Here is a 20,661-nt window from a genome sequence, read left to right on the forward strand (position 1 = left end):
TTCCCCTCAGCCGGTTCTTGCGCTAAAGCACGGCGCAACGAAAGAAGGCTGACATGGCAGGCATCGAACACAAGCAGGTGGAGAACGACGAGGCGGGCATGCGGCTCGACCGGTGGTTCAAGATCCACTATCCGGGCCTCGGCTTCGGCCCGCTCCAGAAATTGCTGCGCTCCGGCCAGGTGCGCATCGATGGCGGCCGTGTCAAGAGCGATACCCGCGTACAGCCGGGACAGATGATCCGCATCCCCCCGATGGAGGTCGATGCCAAGGCTGCGAAGGGCGGACCCATAGCCGGTCGCGATCTAAAGCATTCCTCCGATCACGAACTGCTCTCTCGCATGTTGCTGCATGAGGACGACAAGGTCATCGTGCTCAACAAGCCGGCCGGCATCGCCGTGCAGGGTGGTTCCGGCGTCAATCGCCATATCGACCAGATGCTCGAGGCCTGGACCAACCAGAAGGGTGAAAAGCCGCGCCTCGTGCACCGGCTCGACCGCGACACGTCGGGCGTGCTCGTCATAGCCCGCACGCGCGGTGCGGCGCAGAAGCTGACGGCCGCCTTCCGCGAGCGCGATACCAAGAAGACCTATTGGTCGCTGGTGATGGGCGTGCCGAAGAAGCATGAGGACAAGATCTCGACCTGGCTCGTCAAGGAGCAAACGCCGGATGGCGACCGGATGCGCATCGCCAAACACGGCGAGGACGGCGCCGATCATGCCGTGTCCTTCTACCGGGTCATCGAGCAGGCCGCCCAGAATTTTGCCTGGCTTGAAATGGAGCCCTATACCGGCCGTACGCACCAGCTGCGCGTCCACGCTGCCCATATCGGCCACCCGATCCTCGGCGATCCCAAATATTTCGAGGCCGACATCAACTGGAATTTCCCCGGCGGCGTACAGAACCGCCTGCACCTCCATGCCCGCCGCATCGACATTCCGCACCCCAACGGCGGGCGCCTGCGCGTCACCGCGCCGCTGCCGCCGCATATGGTGCAGACCTGGAACCTCTTCGGCTTCGACCAGAACGCGGCTGACGAGGAAGACTGATGCGGCTCGTTCTCTTTGATTGCGACGGCACGCTGGTCGACAGCGTCAACCTGATCCATGAGGTCATGGCGCGCACCTTCGTCGATTTCGGCCATGCGCGGCCGGATATTTCCGAGACCAAGGCGATCATCGGCCTGACGCTCGACATCGCCATTGCCCGCATGCAGGGCAAGCCGCATGTCGACGACGAGGCGCTGGCGATGACCGCACACTACAAGGCGGCCTATTCCGGCGTGCGCGCCGAACCCGGTTTCCAGGAGCCGCTCTTTCCCGGCATCGCCGCCATGATCGCGCGCCTCGAACGGCAAGACGACCTGATCCTTGGTGCCGTCACCGGCAAATCCCGCCGCGGCCTCGACCTCATCCGCGCCGCGCACGGCTTCGACAAGACCTTCTTCGTCTCGCGTACGGCGGACGACTGCCCCTCCAAGCCGCACCCGGCCATGGTGACCGAATGCTGCAGCGAGGCGGGCATCGATGCGGCCCGCACGGTTGTCATCGGCGACGCGATTTACGATATGCAGATGGCGAAAGCGGCGGGCGCGAAGGCGATCGGCGTTTCCTGGGGCTATGCCAGTGTGCCCGAACTGGTCGAGGCCGGCGCGGACCATATCCTGCGCACGCCCGCCGACCTCCTCGAATGGCTGGAGATTTCCGATGCGTGACATTCTGAGCGACCTTTCCGATGCGATGAGCGATCCCGATCCGGTGCGCCGCGCGCAGATCCAGATGAAGCGCCCTTTGCCGAAGCGCTTCTACAAGGAGGTCTCGACCGACAAGGTGGAGGAGGGCCATCGCATCCTGCTCGACGGCCGCCCGGTGCGTACGCCCGGTAAGAAACTCCTTGCCGTGCCGACACAACCGATCGCTACGCGCCTCGTCGCCGAATGGGACGGGCAGGGCGAGGAGATCGATCCGGCGAAGATGCCGGTGACCCGCCTCGTCAACACGGCCGTCGACGGTGTCGCGGAGAACTTCGACGCGGTCTTCGACGAGATCGTGCGCTTTGCCGGCACGGACATGCTCTGCTATCGCGCGGATTCACCGGCCGGGCTCGTCGAACGGCAGCGCGAGGGCTGGGATCCGATCCTCCGCTGGGCGGCCGATAACCGGGGCGCGCGCTTCATTCTCATCGAAGGCGTGATGCATCAGGAACAGCCGGCGCCGGCGATCGAGGCCTTTTCCGAGGCGCTTTCCAGCTTCCGCGATCCATTGGCGCTTGCCTGCCTACACACCGTGACGACGCTTACTGGTTCGGCGCTTCTGGCGCTGGCGCTTGCGGAAGGTGTCATCGACGCCGACAGGGCCTGGGCGCTCGCCCATGTCGACGAGGACTGGCAGATCGAACATTGGGGCACGGACGAGGAAGCCTTCCGCCGCCGTGAACTGCGCCGGGCGGAAATGGACGTCGCCGCCGCCGTTCTTGCGGAAATTCCGCGCTGAAAAGACTTTGTTAAGAGGTTCGCACCATTTTGGCACGCGGCCGAAATCCGACATCGCATACCGGTATTTTCATGCAGTTCCTCGTTCGCACGCTTCTTTCCGCAAGCCTTCTCCTTTCCATGCCCCTTGCCGCAAGCGCCGATGAGGCTTTTCCGGTCCGCGATATCCGCAAGGTCGTCGTCAGCGGTGACGACAGTGCGTCCGCCACGGTGCTGAAGCGCACCGGCGAGCACCTGAAACGGGCCGCAAGGGCTACGCGCCGCGCTGTCGCGATCGACCGCGCGACGATGGATGTGCGGGTTTCCGGCGTCAGGCAGGGCCGCGACGGAGAGAGCACGGCGCGTGTCACGGTCACGCTGAGCGGGCCCGGGGCTGCAGCGAGCCGGACGCTGACGATCAACAGCTTCATGCCGGAACGCAAGGGCCGCGAGGCGGCGCTGGGCGATGCGATCGCCAAGCGCGTGGCGCTGGCCTATCACCTCGCGCCCGTCGCAAATGCCAAGGCGCCGCATGGCAAGCGTCCCGGCAAGGGCCGCAAATATGCCGGCGGCAAGCGGCGCACGGCGGCGACGACCTCCGTCCAGGCCTATTCGGGTGGACAGAAGCGACCGCTCGTCATTCCCACCGAAGCGGCGCTCAGCGTGCGCTCGCGCGCTTTGCCGGAGGGCTCCACGAAGAAGATCGCGCCCTGCGTCGTCACGCAGGCGATCAGCTGCGACTGATCCCAAGGCAAAAGGTCCATCCGCCAGGCGAAACCACGGACAAAGCATGCTAGCCTCCCTCTCTCGTAAAAATGGAGAGGGGTGAACCGCATGCTCGACGGACTATCCGCCTACCGGCCGCAAGCGCTGGCGGCGCTGCGCATCATGACGGCACTGCTCTTCATCGAGCACGGAACGCAGAAATTCTTCAATTTCCCGCCAGCCGAACAGCCTTTCAGCGACCTCATGAACCTGATCGGCGCGGCCGGCGCATTGGAGATCGTCGGCGGGGTTCTCATCCTTCTCGGCCTCTTCACGCGGCCGGTGGCTTTCGTGCTCTGCGGCTTCATGGCGATCGCCTATTTCATGGCGCATGCGCCGCAGGACTTCTTCCCCGTCAACAATCGCGGCGATGCCGCGATCCTGTTCTGCTTCGTCTTCCTGTATCTGACAGCCGCGGGGCCAGGCGCCTTCGCCCTCGACAACCGCCGTTAGGCCGCAAATTTCAGGCCGAGGATGCCGGTGACGATGAGGGCGATGCAGCCCATGCGAACGGCGGTTACCGGCTCGGCGAAGAGGATGATGCCGAGCATCACGGTGCCGACCGTGCCGATGCCGGTCCAGATCGCATAGGCGGTGCCGATCGGCAGTGTCTTCACGGCAAGGCCGAGCAGCACGATGGAGATGATCATCGAGCCGGCGGTGAGCGCGGTGGGCAGCGGCTTGGTGAAGCCGTCGGTGTATTTGAGGCCAATCGCCCAGCCGATTTCGAACAGGCCGGCGAGCGTGAGATAGATCCAGGGCATAGCCCACTCCATGAAGGGAGCGAGGCCGTCCCCGCAGTCGTGACCGGATGTGCTCCGGCGGCAGCCGTCTACCGGTCCGGACTATACGCGGGGGACGGCGAAGGGCAAGGTCGGGGGCGGCATGCCAGCCATGCGCGCCCGCCATGACACCGGCTCAGCCGAGGCGTTCGGCATGCCACTTCAGATGGTCGTCCATGAAGGTCGAGATGAAGTAATAGGAATGGTCGTAGCGCTCGTGCATGCGCAGCGTCAGCCCGATGTCCGTATCCTTGACCGCATCCTCGAACAGCCAGGGACGCAGGCCGTTTTCCAGAAAACCGTCCGCCTTGCCCTGGTCGATGAGGAATTCCGGGAAGCGGGCACCATCGGCGACAAGGGCGCAGGCATCGTATTCCCGCCATGCCGCCTTGTCGGCGCCGAGATACTTTTCGAAGGCCGGGACCGACCAGTCGGCGGTGGAAGGCTCGACGATCGGCGCGAAGGCCGAGCAGCTCCTGAAGCGGTCCGGGTTCTTGAGCGCGATCGTCATGGCGCCATGGCCACCCATCGAATGGCCGATAATGCCCTGGCGTGTCATGTCCATGCGGAAATGCTGGCTGACGAAGTTCGGCAGTTCCTCCGTCACGTAGCTGTACATCTGGTAGTGCTCTGCCCAGGGCGCTTCGGTGGCGTCGAGATAGAAGCCGGCGCCCTTGCCCATCTGCCAGTTGGTGATCTCGTCCGGCACGTCATTGCCGCGCGGGCTGGTGTCCGGGCACACGACGATGAGGCCGAGTTCGGCGGCCATGCGCCGGTATTCGCCCTTTTCCATGACATTGGCGTGGCTGCAGGTCAGGCCGGACAGATACCAGAGCACCGGACGCGGCTCCCGGATCGCCTGCGGCGGCACGAAGACGGCAAAGGTCATCTCGCATTTGCAGGCCTCCGAATCATGGGCGAACACACCCTGCATGCCGCCGAAGGCCGTGTTCTGGGAAAGCACTTTCATCTGGAAACTCCGTATGGTTCAGGACGCGAGCGACACCGCCGCATTGACTGCGGCGGCGACCAGCACCGTATTGAAGAAGAAGGAAACGACCGCGTGCAGCAGGTTGACCTTGCGCATCGCCGTGGAGGTGATCGCGACATCCGAGGTCTGTGCCGTCATGCCGATGACGAAGGCGAAATAGAGGAAGTCGTAGGCGCCGGGCTCGGCCTTGCCGGGAAAATCGAGGCCGTTCCCTTCGTCAAGATTGCCGGGACGCCAGTAGAGATGGGCATAGTGCATGGCCGCCATGGTGTGGATGGTCAGCCAGCCGAGCGCGACGGAGGCGAAGGCGAGCGCGAATTCCCCGAGCGAAGCGGCCGGTCGGTTGAGCACCACGAAGAGCGAGCCCGTGGAAACGGCGACGGCTGCGACGGTGACCGCGAAGATGACCGCGATCGGCTCGTCGGTGTCCGTCGCATAATGTTCGAGATGAGCGGCGGTCAGGCGCGGCACGCGCCATGCGGTCAGGAGGAGATAGCAGAGGAAGAAGACGACAGCCGCGATGTCGATCGAAAAATCCGGCTTGAACCAGAGTGCGACGAGAAGGCTGACAGCGGCTGCGCCGGCGCCGACATAGAAGGGCAGGTGCCTGCCATAGATCCTCGGCCCCGGTGAACGTGTCATGGGGAGGGCTCAGCCTGCGCGCTCTTCGCCCGGCGGCAAAGCCGGTCGAGCATTTCGAGGAAGGCGGACCGGTCGCGCGGGGAGAAGGCGGCGTTGTAGCCCTTGCTCTCGCCGGTTTCGCGCAGGTGCGCGCCGAGATCGCGCATCGCGCTCGCCATGCCGATATTCGTCTTGTCGAAGAGCCGGCCGGTGGGGCCGGTGACATGCGCGCCCTTCTCGACGCAGCGCACGGCAAGCGGCACGTCGGCCGTCACGACGATGTCGTCTGCACCAACATGATCGGCGATCCAGTTGTCCGCGGCGTCGAAGGCGCCGGAGACGATGATGTTGCGCACCATCGGGTCGCGCGAGGGGCGCAGGCCCGAATTGGCGACGAAGGTCACCTCCATGCCATGGCGTTCCGCCACCTTGAGGATTTCGGCCTTTACCGGGCACGCATCCGCGTCAACGTAGATCATGGCGCCGCAATTTCCTGTATTTCGGTGGCTCTGCGCAGGTTCAAGAATGGCCGGCGGGACGCTGCATGTCGATATGGGCAATGCCGTCCTCGACATATTCTCCCGATGTCGGCACGAAACCGAAGGACCGGTAGAAGCGTTCCAGATGGCTTTGCGCGGACAGGGCGATCGGTTGTCCGGGGAAATGCGCCTCGCAGGCCGATATCGCTTCGCGCATCAGCGCCTCGCCGAGGCCCCTGCCGCGATGCTTAGGCGAAACGAGGACGCGGCCGATGCGCGGCGCCCCGTTCTCCGGTTGCCACAGGCGGGCATAGGCGGCCGTCTCGCCGTCGATCAGCAGCCGCAGATGCCGGGCATCTGCGTCCTTGCCGTCGAGTTCGGGATAGACGCAGGCCTGCTCGACGACGAAGACGTCGACACGCAGTTTCAGGAGGGCATAAAGCTCGACGGCGGAGAATGCTGCCATCCTCCGCACGTCGATCAGATAGGGTGCCATGCCCGTCAATAGACGACGACGCCGCGGATGGACGTACCGGCATGCATGAGGTCGAAGCCTGTGTTGATCTCGTCGAGCGGCATGGTGTGGGTGATCATCGGGTCGATCTGGATCTTGCCGTCCATGTACCAGTCGACGATCTTCGGAACGTCGGTACGCCCGCGCGCCCCGCCGAAGGCCGTGCCCATCCACTGGCGGCCGGTGACGAGCTGGAACGGACGCGTCGAGATCTCCTGTCCCGCGCCGGCAACGCCGATGATGACCGACTTGCCCCAGCCGCGATGGGCCGATTCCAGCGCCTGGCGCATCACCTTCGTGTTGCCCGTGCAGTCGAACGTATAGTCCGCCCCGCCGATCAGGTCGCCGTTCCGCTTCGTCAGGTTGACGAGATAGGGCACGATGTCGCCCTCGACCTCCTTCGGATTGACGAAATGCGTCATGCCGAATTTTTCGCCCCATGCCTTGCGGTCGGGATTGATGTCGACGCCGACGATCATGTCCGCGCCGGCAAGGCGCAGGCCCTGCAGCACGTTGAGGCCGATGCCGCCGAGGCCGAAGACGATGGCCGTCGAGCCGATCTCGACCTTGGCCGTGTTGATGACGGCGCCGATGCCGGTGGTCACGCCGCAGCCGATGTAGCAGATCTTGTCGAAGGGGGCGTCCGGATTGACCTTGGCCAGCGCGATCTCCGGCAGGACCGTGTAGTTGGCGAAGGTGGAGCAGCCCATATAGTGGTGGATCTTGTCCTTGCCGATGGAGAAGCGCGAGGTGCCGTCGGGCATCAGGCCCTGGCCCTGTGTCGAACGGATGGCCGTGCACAGGTTCGTCTTGCGCGACAGGCAGGAGTAACATTCGCGGCATTCGGGCGTGTAGAGCGGGATGACATGGTCGCCCTTCTTCACGGAGGTGACGCCCGGGCCGACATCGACGACCACGCCGGCACCCTCGTGGCCGAGGATGGCCGGGAAGAGGCCTTCCGGATCGGCGCCCGACAGGGTGAAGTCGTCCGTATGGCAGATGCCCGTCGCCTTCACCTCGACCAGAACCTCGCCGGCACGCGGGCCTTCGAGCTGTACGGTCATGATCTCAAGTGGTTTTCCAGCCTGAACGGCAACGGCGGCGCGTACGTCCATCTTCGTCTCCCTATGCGGATTCTGTGTCGGGCCGACCATTGCAGAGCGGGTCCGGCCTCTCAAGTGCGGTATATGGAAAAATGTCAGCCTTGATCTTTTTTGATCAATTTTGCGACCTCGGTTTCGAGCGCGGCGATCGCCTTGCCCGTCTGGTCGTGCAGCTGGTGGATTTCCTGCAGCTGGCGCAGCAGCGGATGCAGGTGCTCCTCGCCGGAAGGGTCCGCCGGCGCCTCGCCGATGCCGGCGATCAGCCAGGAGGGTGAGACCGAGAGGACGCCGGCCAGCATGAACAGCGCCTTCGTCTCGGGCTCGGCATGGTCGCGCTCCCAGCCGCTCACCGTGCCCTCCGGCAGACCGAGGCGGGAGGCGAGGTCTTCCAGGCTGAGCCCCAGCGCATCACGCGCCCGCCAGATGCGCCCACCGAGCGTATCGCCGTCGGCGCGGCCCGAAGGGAAGGGGATGGTGTTGCTCTCGCCGGGAAAGGTCATCGCGGCCTCCATTGTCTTTGCCGCCAGTCTACAGGCAAGGCGTGCCGGCAGGCTGCCCCAAATGCGCCGCGCCGATGACGCGATTTCCGGCATTGCCAGCGTGCGGAAAAGGAATATGCAAGGGCGAACGAAGGAGACGCGGATGAACACCACGACCAGCACCAACGACCAGCCCGGCGCCGGCACGATGCAGGGCGTGGCACTGATGGCCGTCGCCATGCTGCTGCTCCCCTGCATGGACGCCATCGCCAAATATATGGCGACCTTCGCGGGCATGTCGCCGGGCCAGGTGACGTTCTACCGCTTCTTCTTCCAGGTGGTCTGCACGATCCCGCTGATCTTCACGGTCGCCGGCGGCGCCATGCTGCGGCCGAAGCGGCCCTGGCTCAACCTGTTGCGCGGCGCGATCCACGGGGCGGCAAGCCTCCTGTTCTTCGCGGCGGTGAAATACATGCCGCTTGCCGACGTCTTCGCGATCTACTTCGTCGAGCCCTTCATCCTGACCGCCATGTCCGCGGCCTTCCTCGGCGACAAGGTCGGCTGGCGGCGCTGGCTCGCCATCGTCGTCGGCTTTGGCGGCGCGCTGATCGTCATCCAGCCGAGCTTCGTGCTGTTCGGCTGGACGGCGCTGCTGCCGGTCGCCTGCGCCTTCCTCTACTCCATCTATCTTTTCATGAACCGGGCGATCGGCGATGCCGATTCGCCCTTGACCATGCAGACCATCGCCGGCTTCGGCGGCACGATCTTCATGGGCGCGGCGTTGTTCCTCGGCAATTCCGCCGGCATCGCCGATTTCGAGCTCTCGCTGCCGGGGTCGCTCTTCGCCCTTATCCTGCTCGTCATCCTCGGTGCGCTCTCCGGCTATGCCCATATGCTGGTCGTGCGCGCTTTCCGCATGGCACCGCTCTCGCTGCTCGCCCCGTTCCAGTATTTCGAGATCATCTCGGCCACCGTGCTCGGCTACGCCATTTTCGGCGACTTCCCGACGCCGTCGAAATGGCTCGGCATCGCGATCATCGTCGCCTCCGGCCTCTTCATCATCTGGCGCGAGCACAGGAGCCGCAAGCTCAAGGCCGACATCGCCTTCGAGTGACGGTTCTTCGATGCGGGCCGAACCTTAATATTTGTTAGGATATTGCCACTAGCCTGATCCTGCCTGCCATGACGGCCGGGGAGGACGGCATGTCGACATCGGTTTCGGTCATCCTGCTTCTTGCGATCAACCTCGGCCTGATCTGGCTGCTGATCGCGGCGCCAATCGGTCGCCGGACGCTGCAGATCACCCGCACCTTCAAGGCTTCCCCGCCGCGGATCGCCGCGCTCGTCAGTCCGCTCGGCAGAGAGGCGGACTGGCATCCCTCGATCCTCTCCAGCGAGCGGCTGTCGGCCGAACGGGTCCGGCAGACCTTCTCCCATCCCGACCGCCAAGGAAACCCGATCACCCGCATGCTGGCGGTGAACGAGGCGGCAGAAGCGGAAACCATCGCTTGCGAAACACGGGTGATCGAGGACAGTGCGCTCGACGCCGCCTTCTGGCACCATTTTGTGGAGCGGCGCACGCTACGTCCGGTGGCGGGCGGTACGGCCCTGACCGTCGAGCAGACCGACCGCTATCGCGGTGTCGCCTTCCTGCTTTACCGCTACATCCAGCTCCGCCGGGAGATGAAGGCACTCGAACAGTGGCTGGAGACGGGGAGCGGCGAGGTGCGCGGCGTGCTGGAGCGACCGGTGACGCAGGCGGGGCTTGCGGTGCTTTCCACACTGCTGCTCTGGCCGTTCTTCGGGCTGAATGCCCGTGGCCTCCTGCTATCGACCCTCTTGACGGTGGTGATCGTGCTCCACGAGCTTGGCCACATGGCCGCCTACCGCGCCTTCGGGCACCAGCGGGTGCGCATGATCTTCGTACCGCTGCTCGGCGGCATCGCCGTCGGCGGGCGGCCGTACAATTCGCGCTTCGAGGTCGCGGTGTGCGCCCTGATGGGCGCCGGCATGCCGGCCTTTCTCGTACCGCCGCTCATTGCGCTGCACGATGCGGCGGGTCGCCCCACGGGCGCGATACTGTTGATCTTCCTGTTGATTCTCGGAGCCTTCAATCTCCTGAACCTCCTGCCCATGCACCGTTTCGACGGTGGACAGGTGCTGCGGCAGGTCTTTTCGACCCGGCGCAGCCTTCTGGCTGCGAGTTTCCTGGTGACGCTCGCGATTGTCTGGGTGGGCTGGCGGATCGGGTTGCCGGTCGGCCTGCTGATGGCCGGCCTTGCGGTCTTCACGGCCTTGAGCCTCATCGGCGCAGGCGGAGTGAAGCCCAAGGCGGCGCTCGACCCGATGACTGCGCCGCAGCGCCTGCTCGCCGGATTCGGCCTCTATGCCGCCATCGTCTTGCACGGCTATGCGATCGTCTATGCCTGCGACAGGCTGCTCGGCTGACAGTGCGCATCCGAAACGGTGGGTCCGAACACGTGCTCGAAGGAATCGCGGATGCGCACATCCACATCGCTCATCATGACGGGCAGGCCGAGATCGACGAGGCTGGTCACCCCGTAACCACGGATACCACAGGGCACGATGCCGGAAAAATGGTCGAGATCCGGATCGACATTGAGCGAGAAGCCGTGAAAGCTCACCCAGCGTCGCAGGCGGATGCCGATGGCCGCCACCTTGTCCTCCGCCGGTGAACCGTCCGGCAGCGGCGGGCGGTCCGGTCGGCGCACCCACACGCCGACCCGGTCCTCGCGCCGCTCGCCGCGCACGTTCATCGAGGACAGCGTATCGATGACGACCTCTTCAAGTGCCGCCACGAAGGCGCGCACGTCCTGGCGCCGCCGCTTGAGGTCCAGCATGACATAGACGACCCGCTGGCCGGGGCCGTGATAGGTGTATTCGCCGCCGCGGCCTGTGGAAAACACCGGAAAGCGATCCGGCGCCACGAGGTCGGCTGCATCCGCGCTGGTACCGGCCGTGTAGAGCGGGGGATGTTCGACCAGCCAGACAAGCTCGTCTGCCTCGCCGTTGGCGATCGCCGTGGCCTCTTTTTCCATGGTTTCGACGGCTTCATCGTAGCCGACGAGGTCCTGTGCAACGCGCCAGCGCACCGGCGGCGAGCCGGGGAGGGCATGAAGAGAGGTGGAAATGTCCTGACGCTGCATGAGGGCCGTCCTTTTCGTTCCGTTGTGCCAGATATAGGCGCGATCCTGCAAGGATTTCAGGGGTTTCAGTGTGTTTACACAGGCGCTGTTGAAATAGTTCGCTTTTCGTCATTTTTCTTTCGCAACGGCCTTGTGCACCCAAAATCCTTTTGCTACATGACCCCCGTCGCCGCAAGACGACACCTACCACGATGCGGTCGTGGCGGAATTGGTAGACGCGCAGCGTTGAGGTCGCTGTGGGGCAACCCGTGGAAGTTCGAGTCTTCTCGACCGCACCAAGAACCCGGCCTAGTGCCGGGTTTTTCTTTTTCTGGTCAATGACTTAGATTTTCGCGTGGTCCAACGTTTTCGGCGCATTGGACCAATCATCCCCACCCACCCATTTTCCCCACCTTCGCCAGCGCAGCCTTGGCTAGGTTCCAGCGCTCGACGCGGCGGGTGTAAACCTCGCTGGTTTTTGCCTCGGAATGGCCCAGGATGGCCATGATGTCGTATTGCGAACTCCCCATCTCAGCCAGCACCTCCGCCAAGCCCTTTCGCACCCCGTGCGCAGACAAGTGCCCGAGACCTGCATCCTGGCACCAGCGCTTGAACATGGCAGACATCGCGTCACCGCTGGCATAGGTATCCCCCCACGCTTCGCGACATAGGTCGTTGCCAACACCTTCGGCGCGCGTACCGCGGCCTTCAACGGGTCAAGCAAGGGTATGCATACCTCCGTCGATCCCTTCTTCAGCGGAACCCACCGAAGCGCCTCAATGCCATCGATGACGCACTCATGCTCACGGCCGAGGATCGTTAAGTCTTCGATTCGGCATCCGGTCCAAAGGAGGACGGACATGGCGACGTGAGGGGTCGTGACGGTCTTGTGCTTGGCAAAGAACGCGGTGACGTCTGCGGCCTTCCATGGCTTCGCCCCGTCACCCTTCCGATACACGGACTTGATGCCCCGTGCGGTGTTTTCCTTGAGATATTTTCGATCGATCGCCCAATCGAACAAGACGGCGACGGCCTCAATAAAGGCGTCTGCTTGAGCGGGAGAAGCGGCCATCTTATCCTGAATTTCGATTAGCTTCTCCCGCGGGACCTGCATCTTGCGATCAGGATCCGCGATGAGCTTTGCAAGCAGGTTCCTCTTTTTCTTGACGGTCTTGGCGCTCGTGTTCCCGGCCTTTACTCGCTCCTCAAGATACTCGAGGTAGGTATGGACGAGCCAGCCTATAGATTGAGGGATAGCTTCTTCAGAGGGCTTTTTCGCGGGGTCAGGCTTCACGCCCCGACGCGCGAGCGTGTACTGCCGGCTGAACTCCTCGCTCCCCGGTATTCCGCTGATCTGTATTCGCTTGCCATGCTGGCCCTTTGGGCGGACGCGATACACGACGGTGCCCGACGGCAGCACCTGCCGTATCAGGCCCGGATAATTGACCTTCATGGAACCCCTCACCAATCCTTGAGGCCTCCATGGTCGGGTGAGGGGGCGGCGGCATCAACGTGGCCGCAATGGATTTCAATTTGTCCACCGGTTACGCACAGCTTCTCCACAGGCCGCCCGGTTTCCTGAACAACCTTCAGAGCAATCCTAAGCGCCCGCTCACTGGCGCGAATCCGTTTCGGCAGTTGGATAGGCGCAGGCGCCGTCAATCTCGCGGCTCCTCAGCAGCCTCGGCGCGCCGATCTGCGCATTGATCCCCCGGCAAGCAATGTCCTCCCGTGTAGGAGCATGCATACCCGCCGCGCCCGCCATCCGTACGGCGAGCGGTGACGGTGATCCGCAGCGGACAACCGACTGCGAGGACGCCGGGATGGTCTGCATGATGCGATAGTTCAGCCATCTCGCGGCTCCTTCTCCAGCGCAGCGCGGCCGGCGGGGGTGATGCGGTAGCAAACTCCGCTGCTGAAGGTTGTCCCCAGGCGCTCGACAAGCCCCGCCTTCTCAAGGGACGATATCTTGCCGGAAGCCCATCGCACAGAGTGCCCGAGCGCCTTTGAAATCTCTGGGCCGGCCGGTGGTCCATCGTATTCTTTGCGGCGGGCGAGATAGCGTAGGACGCGCGACTGATCGTCTGTCAGCTTCATGTCCGCTCTCCCATATTGCGGATGGCGGCGGCAGCCAGACGGAAATCGCCATAGGTCAGCGTCTCGTCGCCATACCCCCAAACGTTGTGGTCATCGGGCTTCAGCCGCCGGCTGGTTTCATCCATGAAGCGTCCAGCAAGTTTCGCAAACGGCTCCAGTGCCTTCCGTATGTCGTCCCTCTCGGCGCGGAGAGCTGCGTTTTCGGCCATGTAGGCTTCCAGCTTGTCTGCGGCTTCATCCATTAAGGCGTAGTCCGTATGCCCGGTTTTCCGCAGCCGCTCTACCAGATCATGTGTCATGGTTGCCTCCTGGGTAGGCTCCAGTTGTTGCTGTGGCGTCGTTCCAACGCGGATCGACCGGGCTTTCGCCTTCCCAGTCCCACCAGTAGCCGACCTTGTCGTCGGTCCACGACGCCTCGTAGACGCGCCCGTCTTCGTCGCGGACCCAATAGCGGTCCGAGTTGCGGAGGGTGAGGCCGACCTCGGAGAAGTGCTGAACCTGAGTGATGGTCTTGTCGGCAAACTCGATAGGTAGCCAGAATGCAGCGGCGTCACTCACCGGCCTGACCTTTCGTGCTGGTGGTGGAGGCACGACTGACGCGCAATACTGAGACGCGTACGAAGCTTGACCTGAACGCCTTTCGCAGAAAGGTTGATCGGGTTCGAGGGGCGATCAATTTAGGAGAGCTATTATGTTGCCAAAAGAAGCGGCCGTTGGCAGCTCTGGGGGGCGAGGATTTCGTCCGGTGGATGGTTGTCTTCGGCGATTGCAGCGATGATCATGACCGCCGTGATCTTCGCGTTCATGGCGTTCCACGTCTTTAATGCGCCGATGCCTTCCGAAATGGTTCAGCGCGCTCAGGCGTTCGCACCATTTGGCTTGGTGCTGGGAGCGATTGTCACTTTCCTTACAGTTGGTTGGCGTGGAGTTATCGCGGCAGAGCAGTTGGAGCTGCAACGTCAGCAGATTACTCAGTTCACACGGCAGAACGACGCTAAAGATAAGGAAGTTCTGGCGAAACTTGTGCAGGACGGTGCGAAGCTGCTCGAGAAAAATGCTGGCACGGCAGAGAACCTTGCTGGAGTTGCAAGCCTTGAAACTCTCCTTGAGAACAAGGAAACGGCTTTCCACCAAACAGCGATGAGTTTGATAGGGGATTTCTATATTCGCGAGTGGGCGACTGAGACCCTTGCTATCGACGCTGCCAGAGAAGCACTCATGCGTGGCGCTGATCAAGGCTTGGTCGCGAAAAAGAGCGTCAAGTTCGACGCTGAGCCACTGGTTCGACCGGTTGTCTGGCCCGCCGTCAGAGGGTTCAAAGAGCAGACCTATCTGGGCGGCACTATGTACCCCCAGAGCTTCGCCGAAGTATCGCGAGGTTTGGTAGCAATTCACCGCGCTATCGTCATCGGATGTTCTATTCGCGCGGAAGGAAGCTACTTCGAAGGATGCAGCTTTTTCACATGCCATTTCGAGCGTGTCGGATCCAGCATGCTGGGATGCGAGTTTGATAACTGCAATTTTCCCGGCACTGTCTTCGATGGAAAGCACGCCGCCCTTCTGCAACTTCTCGTGGACGATAAAATAAAGCGTAGCTTCTATTATGCAGGACGCCCGCCTAAAGCGCGGGAACCTATAGAATGGACGCTTTTCCTCGAAGAAAGACAGCCTAATAGGATACCTGTTGCCGGTAGCGTCGAAGCGGAACCAACTATGTAAAAGTTGTACGCCGACCTTTTGAGCACCAACAGAAATGAGCTTCATGGAACCACTCATCGTTGGTTTCCTATCGTGCTTGGGGTGGGCTTGATCGGCTTGGGAATAATGGTCCCGTCGATCGCGATGCACACGATCGGCGGATTTCCAAGCTTGGCGGCATCCCAAGTGGCATGTGAAGCATCGCGATAGGGTGGGTCGAAGTAGTGCGCTCCGCCTGGTCCGATGCAGGGCTCCTGTGACGAGCCGCGCTTTGTGGAGCCGATCTCGATGACGACCGTGTCCCGCACCTTCGCGCAATTCTCATCTTCCCTGCGGATGTCATGCTCATCGAGCGCGATGCTCAGTTCGTACTTGCACACCCATTCACGGTAGCCGAATTCGTCGGCAGGCTTGTCGGTAGCTTCCCAACGGAGTTGCAGGCGCGTGTTGCTCATTCCGCACCGCCGATCGATGACAGGGTGGGGCCGCCCGCATCGGCACTGTCTGCGATACGGGAGGTGGGAGGAGCGGGGAGAGGGCACCAGTGGGTAAATTCGCCGTCCTCGATTTGGAGGATGTCGGCAAAGACGTCGTCAGAGTAGCGCCAGTAGCCGGGCTCTTCGGTTTCTTCTTCGAGATGCGGGTCGTCGTATTGGATGTACCGAACGCCCTCTGGCCAGAGCTATACCCTTCCGCCCATACCAAGATGTTCGTCCCGTCCCTCGGCGCCGTTTCGATCGGCCGCCATTCATCTACCGCCACCGACTGCTCTGCTTCAAGGTCGGCGCGACGGTTCCCGTCGCCTTCATGACCTCGCGAAGGAAAGCGAAATAGAAGCGCAGTCGTTCCGGTACGCGGCCGGTGCGAAGATCGACGCGGATGCGCTGACCGGGCGGGAATTCCCGGATCATCTCGCGATCCATTTCCATTTCGCCGACAAGGCGGTCGCCGTCGCGGATGACGTAGATGGGCGGGTTCTCTGAAGCCTTCTTCGCCATTGGCTTAGCCCCCCGTTGTACGGTTCGAGCTTCGCATAGGTTCGGTCGCGCATTGCGTAGGCCGCATCGATCATGTCGGCGTGACCATTGCTTTCGAGGATGGCCGGCGCGTCATAGTCGTTCCAGATTTCGGCGGCCGACGCGGAATCCTTAGCCGTTGCCAGCGACGTCCCCAGCTCTTCGAGGAATGAACCGAGGTCGAAATCGGGTTCGGATTGGTGCTCCTCCGTTTCCGGTTCCGGCGTCGGTGCGGCTTCGATGGTCTTGGAGGTCGGCGGCGCGGGCGGGGCAGGTGGCTTCGGCGGCGCGGCGCGCCCGGCCGGCGTTATGTCGCGCATCTCCTCAGCGTCGGCGATCTCGCGCGCCTCGAATTCATCCCGGATGCCGCCGAGAACATCGCCGAACAATTCGCGCAGGCAGTATCCGGCCGCACGCCATGCCAGCATCCGCTTCGGGAAGCGATACCAGGGCACGTCGTTCGGAACGTTGTCGCGCCATACCTTTTGGCCGTTTTCCCAGACCTGCTTTCGAACCGTTGCCCGATCATCTCAGAAGGGGATCAGGCGTTGACCGTGACGATGCAGGTGTTGACGCCGGTTCCGCTCGACTTGAACGAGCCATCCGGTAGGCGCTTCATGCCGCCGCCGTTTGCCGAGACGAACTCGCGAAACGCGGTCGTGAGCTTGTTGTCGCGGAACATGACGCTCGCCGACACGATCGCAACGAGGCGACCTCCCGACTTCAAGAACTTGAAGGCGTGCATGACGTGGCGAATGTCGTCCTGCTTGACGAAGGGCGGGTTCGCGAGCAACCGGAGGCAGCGCACGGAGACTGGTGCCATAGGGCCTTCCCGACCACCTGGGTTCTGTTGACAAAGTCGCTTTAAGCTTCACTGGCTTTTTTGGCGGCCGTCTCGAAAAGCGCTGAAACCATTCGTTCACAGCCATGTCGGACGGATTTCTGATCAATCTCCGCCATAATTTCCTCCAGACTGAACCGTCGGTTCATCATGGCGGGAACATTGTGAAAGACGTCGGCAAGGATTTGTGCCTTCGATAGATTCGTGGTCGCTCTTGTTTCTATAAAGACCAGCCCAAGGACGTAGAAGACGTCCTTGTATTCGTCGTGTTCAGTTGGCGACATCTGACTCTCGCTATTGTCCGATATGTGGAGTGCCACCAGGCAATCCGCTTTGCAGGTGGCTACCCAGATATGCCGCATACCTATGGGCATGGTGGCTTGAGCCATAGTGCGACCAAGGAGTTTGAGCGCGCGTTAGACGCCGCTGGATACCGGATCGTGCCTAAACTCACGGTAGCTGACAGCAACTTCGCATAGTAGCATCCCAGCCCGCCCGGTTTCATCCCGGGCGGTGGATTTCAATCGGCCACCGTCTTCCACGTGGTCCATTTTTGCCCATAACAGACGTTTAACGGGCCGATGGTGAAACTCTTCGGGGAAGAGAGCATGATCCTCAGGGGAGCGCCGGATTTCTCATCGTAGACAAGGCGCATGCAGTTGTTGTCTTCCAGAGGCTTGTCCCACATTTTGTAAACATCGAGTCTCCCGGCGCCATGCTCGATCCTGTAGCCGCCGACAATTAGCCTACCGTCTTTGCCAATGGAGTGGGTTATCTCTTCTGGGTCGCTTTCGGCCGACGCGCTTGCGCCATTGTTCGTCGCTCCCTGGAAGCTTGTGCCTGGTCTGGTATGTGTGAGGCTCGCTCTCATGGCGATAAGTTTTGTCGTTAGCGGGATCGCCCGAATTAGCTCTTTTGCCGTATCGGCGGGAAACTTGTCTCCGTCTTGGCTGAGTTTCTCAATCAGGGAGTTGATAGAAAATCGAGTTCTGGCGTCGATCATCATGGTGCACGTCCCAAGGTTGCGGGAAGTTCTGCGGTGCATCTTGCGCGCAAATCGCGACAATATCCAGCCTGCTTCCATGATCCGGTCGGGAGCGGTTTGAGACGGAAGAATGCATGCCCCGCATTGGCGGTTGCGGTCTACCTTCTCAGCGTCGCACTTTTCTCCGTCCCGAGTAGCTGCAAGCTGGAGACGCGGTGACGTGCTTAAACCTTGGCCCCTCCTTCCAATGGGTGTGCGGTCGGACATAGCGTCCACATTCGGGGCATAGGTAAACGGACCGCGTTCGGTAAACAGCCTCGCGGATATCGCAGTCCTCCAGCTCGAACATCAGATTTCGACGCTTGGCGACCAGTAGCTTTGCCATGTCGGTAGCCTCCCAGATGCTTCTTCCTGGATCCTCGGCGAAGGGTAGAAGCAGAGATACCACCTAGACCGGTCCAAGGAAGTAACTGATCGCGCCCATCGCACTGAAAGCAAGCAGTGCGGACGCCAGGAAGATGATCGCGTTTCGCTTCCAATGAAACTTGAAAGGCGGCTTTTCCGGCGCGCTCTCTGCCATCTCTACCTCTCGGACACCCACCGCAGATCGGCCATGGTAGCATCCTGTCCATTGCCGCAGTCTTTCCCGGGGAACATAGCCCCTATCTCCGAAAAAGGCGCGGCCCGTACAACACGATTATGCAGGCGAGAATGATCATCACCAGCGATATGCCGAACTGGTAGATAGGGAAGGCCGCACTGTCTCGCGCGACCCACATGGCGGCGAAGACGCCGGCTGCGCCATCTTGACGTGCATCAATTCGATGCCGTTGTTCGGTCCGGCCGTCATGTTGATTTTTCCGACCAATTAGTGGACCCCGATGTCCCGATCTGTGCCCTCATGCGAGGGTAGAGGTTGGAACATCAGCCCTGGGTGAACCCATGCTCGGCCATGCAGGCTCGGAACGTACTGTTCGAGGCAACCGCGCCAGCAATCCAAAGGCGTCCAGCTGCTACTTGCGTGTCAGCTGATCGGCCTTGGCAAATGGTTTTTGCCCGCTCCAGTCGCGCTTCGCGTGAGGTCGTCGAGACTTCCTTCCACTCTCCAGTGGGCGCAGTTGTGCAGGCGCCGAGAACAAGCGCGCACAGCAAAACGAAACAACGATGTGACATGGTTCCTCCCTGTCAGTCGCGCTTAACGTGCAACGCCTACAAACAAGAGTCGAGAGGCAACGTGATCGCGAAGCAGCACGGTTCGACGTGCAGGGAACCACCGGCAGCTTGATTGAGCGCGATGCGCCGATGCTAGATGCGTTCGTCCGCTGCAAGCCGAAAGGCCATCCCGACCTCATACTGGATAGCCGGGCTATTTGCTCCGGCCCGCCATTCCGGCCACAGACGACGTTACATAGCCGTCTGTGGCTGCCTTGTCGCGTTCGCCAACGGTCTTCCAAGGCGGAAGTCCAAACGCAAGAGCTCCACAGGCAAGGCCAATATGGAGCGGTGCGCCTTCAACCTTGTACTTCGCGAGGGTGTTGCGGGAGCCCAGGCCAAGTCGCCTTGTGGCTTCGGCATCGTTGAATTTCATGTGTTCGAGCCAGGCGTTGAGGTCGTCGGCGGTCATGTTGGAACCCTTCCAACTCGTTGAGGTTTGCACTATATTCGGTTCTAGCAACCGGCGGCATTCGCGCCACCGGCCGCTTGCTTACCTACGGATCGTGATGATGAGGGCTGCGAAACCGACCGTCACGTCAAAGGCTTGCAAGAGAAGGCTGAGAGTTTCGTAGCTCATCAGGGTTTCTCCTCTGCTAGGCGGGAACCGTTCACGTCTTCCATGTAGACAATATGCTCATTTTTGAGCGTAAAGTCGGTGGATAAAGCTCAAAAATGAGCATTTTTGAGGCCGCCCAGCTTGTTTCGGGCGGCTTCATGCGCCAAGGACAAGCTTGTGGATGGCGCTCCACCATTCAAGCGGTATCTGTCCGAAGTTTGCGACGGCAACGACGCAAACCAACACGCAGCCCATGACAGCAATCCATCCCTTCAGCTCGAGTCGCAGCTTTCCAGCCGCGAACACGATCTGATGCTTGTCAGGATCTTTGTCAGGATCGTTTGGCATGATCGAGTTCATTGTCTATCCTTCCAATGCCCGCACGAAAGGGTGTTCGGAAAAGCGTAGCCTTCCGTCGAGCGGTTCAATCTGGTTGTCCGAAGCGGGCCCGTCATGACCCGGTCGCCACACCCGCTTTGATGGCGCCGATACTCTTTGTCGCTGCAACCGAGGGATGGCTGCCGCAAGCTACCGGTTCCGTTTTTTTCTCCACGAAAACGTCGAAGAACTTTCTTAGAGCCAGTAGTATTTGTTGGTCATTTGCCGCGTGCGGCAGTAGCGGTTCCGGAGCAGAGCAAACAACAAAAGCACGACGGTGTCCACGACATAGTACTGGAACGTCAGCATGCTGCCGTGGAACAGGGCGTGGTGGACGAAACGGATCGCGGCAGCCAGGAGAAGCACGTAGATCACCAGCATCGCATAGTTCTGCCAGTTCTCTACAACGCTCTTGCCGGTACGCCAGGCCGTCCAGCCGCCCATGATGACGGTGATGAACAGGAACTGCCAGGTCGACGGTTCTTCGTCGAGAATTCCCTGCATTATCTTGATTTCTGTCGACCGCAT

At 61.8% G+C, this 20,661-nt stretch carries 30 protein-coding genes and 1 tRNA gene; 9 read left to right on the plus strand and 22 right to left on the minus strand.

The window, feature by feature from the left end:
• The first annotated feature begins 53 nt into the window (after nucleotides 1-53).
• The 5 genes from AKG11_RS11320 (at nucleotide 54) to AKG11_RS11340 (ending at nucleotide 3,685) form a co-directional block, all read left to right on the plus strand.
• A complete protein-coding gene (locus AKG11_RS11320; protein ID WP_050743949.1) occupies nucleotides 54-1,046 on the plus strand; it encodes an RluA family pseudouridine synthase in 993 nt (330 codons plus the stop codon).
• Complete coding sequence (locus tag AKG11_RS11325) at nucleotides 1,046-1,711, plus strand: HAD-IA family hydrolase (RefSeq protein WP_050743950.1); 666 nt, start codon at nucleotides 1,046-1,048, stop codon at nucleotides 1,709-1,711. The genes AKG11_RS11320 and AKG11_RS11325 overlap by 1 nt, the downstream gene beginning before the upstream one ends.
• Nucleotides 1,704-2,489 (plus strand): ATP12 family chaperone protein, encoded by a 786-nt coding sequence (locus tag AKG11_RS11330; RefSeq protein WP_023515301.1) that lies wholly within the window; start codon nucleotides 1,704-1,706, stop codon nucleotides 2,487-2,489. The genes AKG11_RS11325 and AKG11_RS11330 overlap by 8 nt, the downstream gene beginning before the upstream one ends.
• A gap of 71 nt (nucleotides 2,490-2,560) precedes the next feature.
• On the plus strand, nucleotides 2,561-3,211 hold the full coding sequence (locus AKG11_RS11335; RefSeq protein WP_156334085.1) for a hypothetical protein: 651 nt from the start codon (nucleotides 2,561-2,563) through the stop codon (nucleotides 3,209-3,211).
• 90 nt (nucleotides 3,212-3,301) lie between these two features.
• Nucleotides 3,302-3,685, plus strand: a complete 384-nt coding sequence (locus AKG11_RS11340) for a DoxX family protein (protein ID WP_050743952.1) — start codon at nucleotides 3,302-3,304, stop codon at nucleotides 3,683-3,685.
• Here AKG11_RS11340 and AKG11_RS11345 read toward each other — a convergent pair.
• The 7 genes from AKG11_RS11345 to AKG11_RS11375 form a co-directional block, all read right to left on the minus strand.
• Complete coding sequence (locus AKG11_RS11345) at nucleotides 3,682-3,996, minus strand: DMT family transporter (RefSeq protein WP_050743953.1); 315 nt, start codon at nucleotides 3,994-3,996, stop codon at nucleotides 3,682-3,684. The genes AKG11_RS11340 and AKG11_RS11345 overlap by 4 nt on opposite strands.
• Nucleotides 3,997-4,150: 154 nt before the next feature.
• The gene (gene fghA / locus AKG11_RS11350) at nucleotides 4,151-4,984 is read right to left on the minus strand and encodes an S-formylglutathione hydrolase (protein WP_050743954.1); all 834 of its coding nucleotides are present in this window, start codon (nucleotides 4,982-4,984) and stop codon (nucleotides 4,151-4,153) included.
• 18 nt (nucleotides 4,985-5,002) lie between these two features.
• Nucleotides 5,003-5,647 (minus strand): DUF1345 domain-containing protein, encoded by a 645-nt coding sequence (locus AKG11_RS11355; RefSeq protein WP_023515306.1) that lies wholly within the window; start codon nucleotides 5,645-5,647, stop codon nucleotides 5,003-5,005.
• Nucleotides 5,644-6,105, minus strand: a complete 462-nt coding sequence (locus AKG11_RS11360; RefSeq protein ID WP_050743955.1) for a YaiI/YqxD family protein — start codon at nucleotides 6,103-6,105, stop codon at nucleotides 5,644-5,646. Before AKG11_RS11360 ends, AKG11_RS11355 begins: the two co-directional genes overlap by 4 nt.
• 40 nt (nucleotides 6,106-6,145) lie before the next feature.
• Nucleotides 6,146-6,571 (minus strand): GNAT family N-acetyltransferase, encoded by a 426-nt coding sequence (locus AKG11_RS11365; protein ID WP_245290200.1) that lies wholly within the window; start codon nucleotides 6,569-6,571, stop codon nucleotides 6,146-6,148.
• A gap of 35 nt (nucleotides 6,572-6,606) precedes the next feature.
• A complete protein-coding gene (locus tag AKG11_RS11370) occupies nucleotides 6,607-7,734 on the minus strand; it encodes an S-(hydroxymethyl)glutathione dehydrogenase/class III alcohol dehydrogenase (protein ID WP_023515309.1) in 1,128 nt (375 codons plus the stop codon).
• Between the two features lie 83 nt (nucleotides 7,735-7,817).
• Nucleotides 7,818-8,222: a helix-turn-helix domain-containing protein gene (locus AKG11_RS11375; protein WP_023515310.1), complete on the minus strand. Its 405-nt coding sequence runs from the start codon at nucleotides 8,220-8,222 to the stop codon at nucleotides 7,818-7,820.
• Nucleotides 8,223-8,364: 142 nt separating this feature from the next.
• On the opposite strand from AKG11_RS11375, the gene AKG11_RS11380 reads away from it, so the two are divergent.
• Nucleotides 8,365-9,315, plus strand: coding sequence for a DMT family transporter (locus AKG11_RS11380; protein ID WP_023515311.1), 951 nt, complete (start codon nucleotides 8,365-8,367; stop codon nucleotides 9,313-9,315).
• Between the two features lie 89 nt (nucleotides 9,316-9,404).
• Nucleotides 9,405-10,649: a zinc metalloprotease gene (locus AKG11_RS11385; RefSeq protein WP_050743957.1), complete on the plus strand. Its 1,245-nt coding sequence runs from the start codon at nucleotides 9,405-9,407 to the stop codon at nucleotides 10,647-10,649.
• Here AKG11_RS11385 and lipB read toward each other — a convergent pair.
• Nucleotides 10,622-11,368: a lipoyl(octanoyl) transferase LipB gene (gene lipB, locus AKG11_RS11390; protein WP_050744043.1), complete on the minus strand. Its 747-nt coding sequence runs from the start codon at nucleotides 11,366-11,368 to the stop codon at nucleotides 10,622-10,624. The two genes, AKG11_RS11385 and lipB, sit on opposite strands and share 28 nt — an antisense overlap.
• A 193-nt stretch (nucleotides 11,369-11,561) precedes the next feature.
• Between lipB and AKG11_RS11395 the strand changes: the two genes are divergently transcribed.
• Nucleotides 11,562-11,646 (plus strand) — tRNA-Leu (locus AKG11_RS11395).
• 87 nt (nucleotides 11,647-11,733) lie between these two features.
• Here the strand turns inward: AKG11_RS11395 and AKG11_RS35395 are convergent.
• From AKG11_RS35395 to AKG11_RS11420, 4 genes are all read right to left on the minus strand, one after another.
• Nucleotides 11,734-11,973 carry a tyrosine-type recombinase/integrase gene (locus tag AKG11_RS35395; RefSeq protein WP_371260056.1) on the minus strand — a complete coding sequence of 80 codons (240 nt, stop codon included), beginning with the start codon at nucleotides 11,971-11,973 and terminating at the stop codon, nucleotides 11,734-11,736.
• Between the two features lie 1,219 nt (nucleotides 11,974-13,192).
• A complete protein-coding gene (locus AKG11_RS11410) occupies nucleotides 13,193-13,444 on the minus strand; it encodes a MarR family winged helix-turn-helix transcriptional regulator (RefSeq protein WP_050743959.1) in 252 nt (83 codons plus the stop codon).
• Nucleotides 13,441-13,743 (minus strand): hypothetical protein, encoded by a 303-nt coding sequence (locus AKG11_RS11415; protein ID WP_156334086.1) that lies wholly within the window; start codon nucleotides 13,741-13,743, stop codon nucleotides 13,441-13,443. Before AKG11_RS11415 ends, AKG11_RS11410 begins: the two co-directional genes overlap by 4 nt.
• Complete coding sequence (locus tag AKG11_RS11420; RefSeq protein WP_050743961.1) at nucleotides 13,733-14,002, minus strand: hypothetical protein; 270 nt, start codon at nucleotides 14,000-14,002, stop codon at nucleotides 13,733-13,735. The genes AKG11_RS11415 and AKG11_RS11420 overlap by 11 nt, the downstream gene beginning before the upstream one ends.
• Nucleotides 14,003-14,224: 222 nt before the next feature.
• Here AKG11_RS11420 and AKG11_RS11425 point away from each other — a divergent pair, with 222 nt between their 5' ends.
• A complete protein-coding gene (locus AKG11_RS11425) occupies nucleotides 14,225-15,163 on the plus strand; it encodes a hypothetical protein (protein WP_197283971.1) in 939 nt (312 codons plus the stop codon).
• Nucleotides 15,164-15,216: 53 nt separating this feature from the next.
• Here AKG11_RS11425 and AKG11_RS11430 read toward each other — a convergent pair whose 3' ends face one another.
• From AKG11_RS11430 to AKG11_RS11465, 10 genes are all read right to left on the minus strand, one after another.
• Nucleotides 15,217-15,597: a hypothetical protein gene (locus AKG11_RS11430; RefSeq protein ID WP_050743963.1), complete on the minus strand. Its 381-nt coding sequence runs from the start codon at nucleotides 15,595-15,597 to the stop codon at nucleotides 15,217-15,219.
• Between the two features lie 297 nt (nucleotides 15,598-15,894).
• Nucleotides 15,895-16,053: a hypothetical protein gene (locus AKG11_RS35115; protein ID WP_197283972.1), complete on the minus strand. Its 159-nt coding sequence runs from the start codon at nucleotides 16,051-16,053 to the stop codon at nucleotides 15,895-15,897.
• Complete coding sequence (locus AKG11_RS33690; protein WP_245290202.1) at nucleotides 16,050-16,613, minus strand: hypothetical protein; 564 nt, start codon at nucleotides 16,611-16,613, stop codon at nucleotides 16,050-16,052. The genes AKG11_RS35115 and AKG11_RS33690 overlap by 4 nt, the downstream gene beginning before the upstream one ends.
• A gap of 86 nt (nucleotides 16,614-16,699) precedes the next feature.
• A complete protein-coding gene (locus AKG11_RS11440) occupies nucleotides 16,700-16,981 on the minus strand; it encodes a DNA methyltransferase family protein (protein WP_050743964.1) in 282 nt (93 codons plus the stop codon).
• 41 nt (nucleotides 16,982-17,022) lie between these two features.
• Nucleotides 17,023-17,388 carry a hypothetical protein gene (locus tag AKG11_RS11445; protein WP_050743965.1) on the minus strand — a complete coding sequence of 122 codons (366 nt, stop codon included), beginning with the start codon at nucleotides 17,386-17,388 and terminating at the stop codon, nucleotides 17,023-17,025.
• A 131-nt stretch (nucleotides 17,389-17,519) separates the two neighbouring features.
• Complete coding sequence (locus AKG11_RS11450; protein WP_050743966.1) at nucleotides 17,520-18,005, minus strand: hypothetical protein; 486 nt, start codon at nucleotides 18,003-18,005, stop codon at nucleotides 17,520-17,522.
• A 427-nt stretch (nucleotides 18,006-18,432) separates the two neighbouring features.
• A complete protein-coding gene (locus tag AKG11_RS35700; protein WP_256364422.1) occupies nucleotides 18,433-18,564 on the minus strand; it encodes a hypothetical protein in 132 nt (43 codons plus the stop codon).
• Between the two features lie 786 nt (nucleotides 18,565-19,350).
• Nucleotides 19,351-19,608, minus strand: coding sequence for a hypothetical protein (locus tag AKG11_RS11455; protein WP_050743967.1), 258 nt, complete (start codon nucleotides 19,606-19,608; stop codon nucleotides 19,351-19,353).
• 303 nt (nucleotides 19,609-19,911) lie between these two features.
• On the minus strand, nucleotides 19,912-20,115 hold the full coding sequence (locus tag AKG11_RS11460) for a hypothetical protein (RefSeq protein ID WP_050743968.1): 204 nt from the start codon (nucleotides 20,113-20,115) through the stop codon (nucleotides 19,912-19,914).
• A 213-nt stretch (nucleotides 20,116-20,328) separates the two neighbouring features.
• Nucleotides 20,329-20,637 (minus strand): DUF6867 family protein, encoded by a 309-nt coding sequence (locus tag AKG11_RS11465; RefSeq protein ID WP_050744044.1) that lies wholly within the window; start codon nucleotides 20,635-20,637, stop codon nucleotides 20,329-20,331.
• Nucleotides 20,638-20,661 lie beyond the last annotated feature (24 nt).

This window comes from Shinella sp. SUS2 (genome assembly GCF_001262505.1).
GTDB lineage: Bacteria > Pseudomonadota > Alphaproteobacteria > Rhizobiales > Rhizobiaceae > Shinella.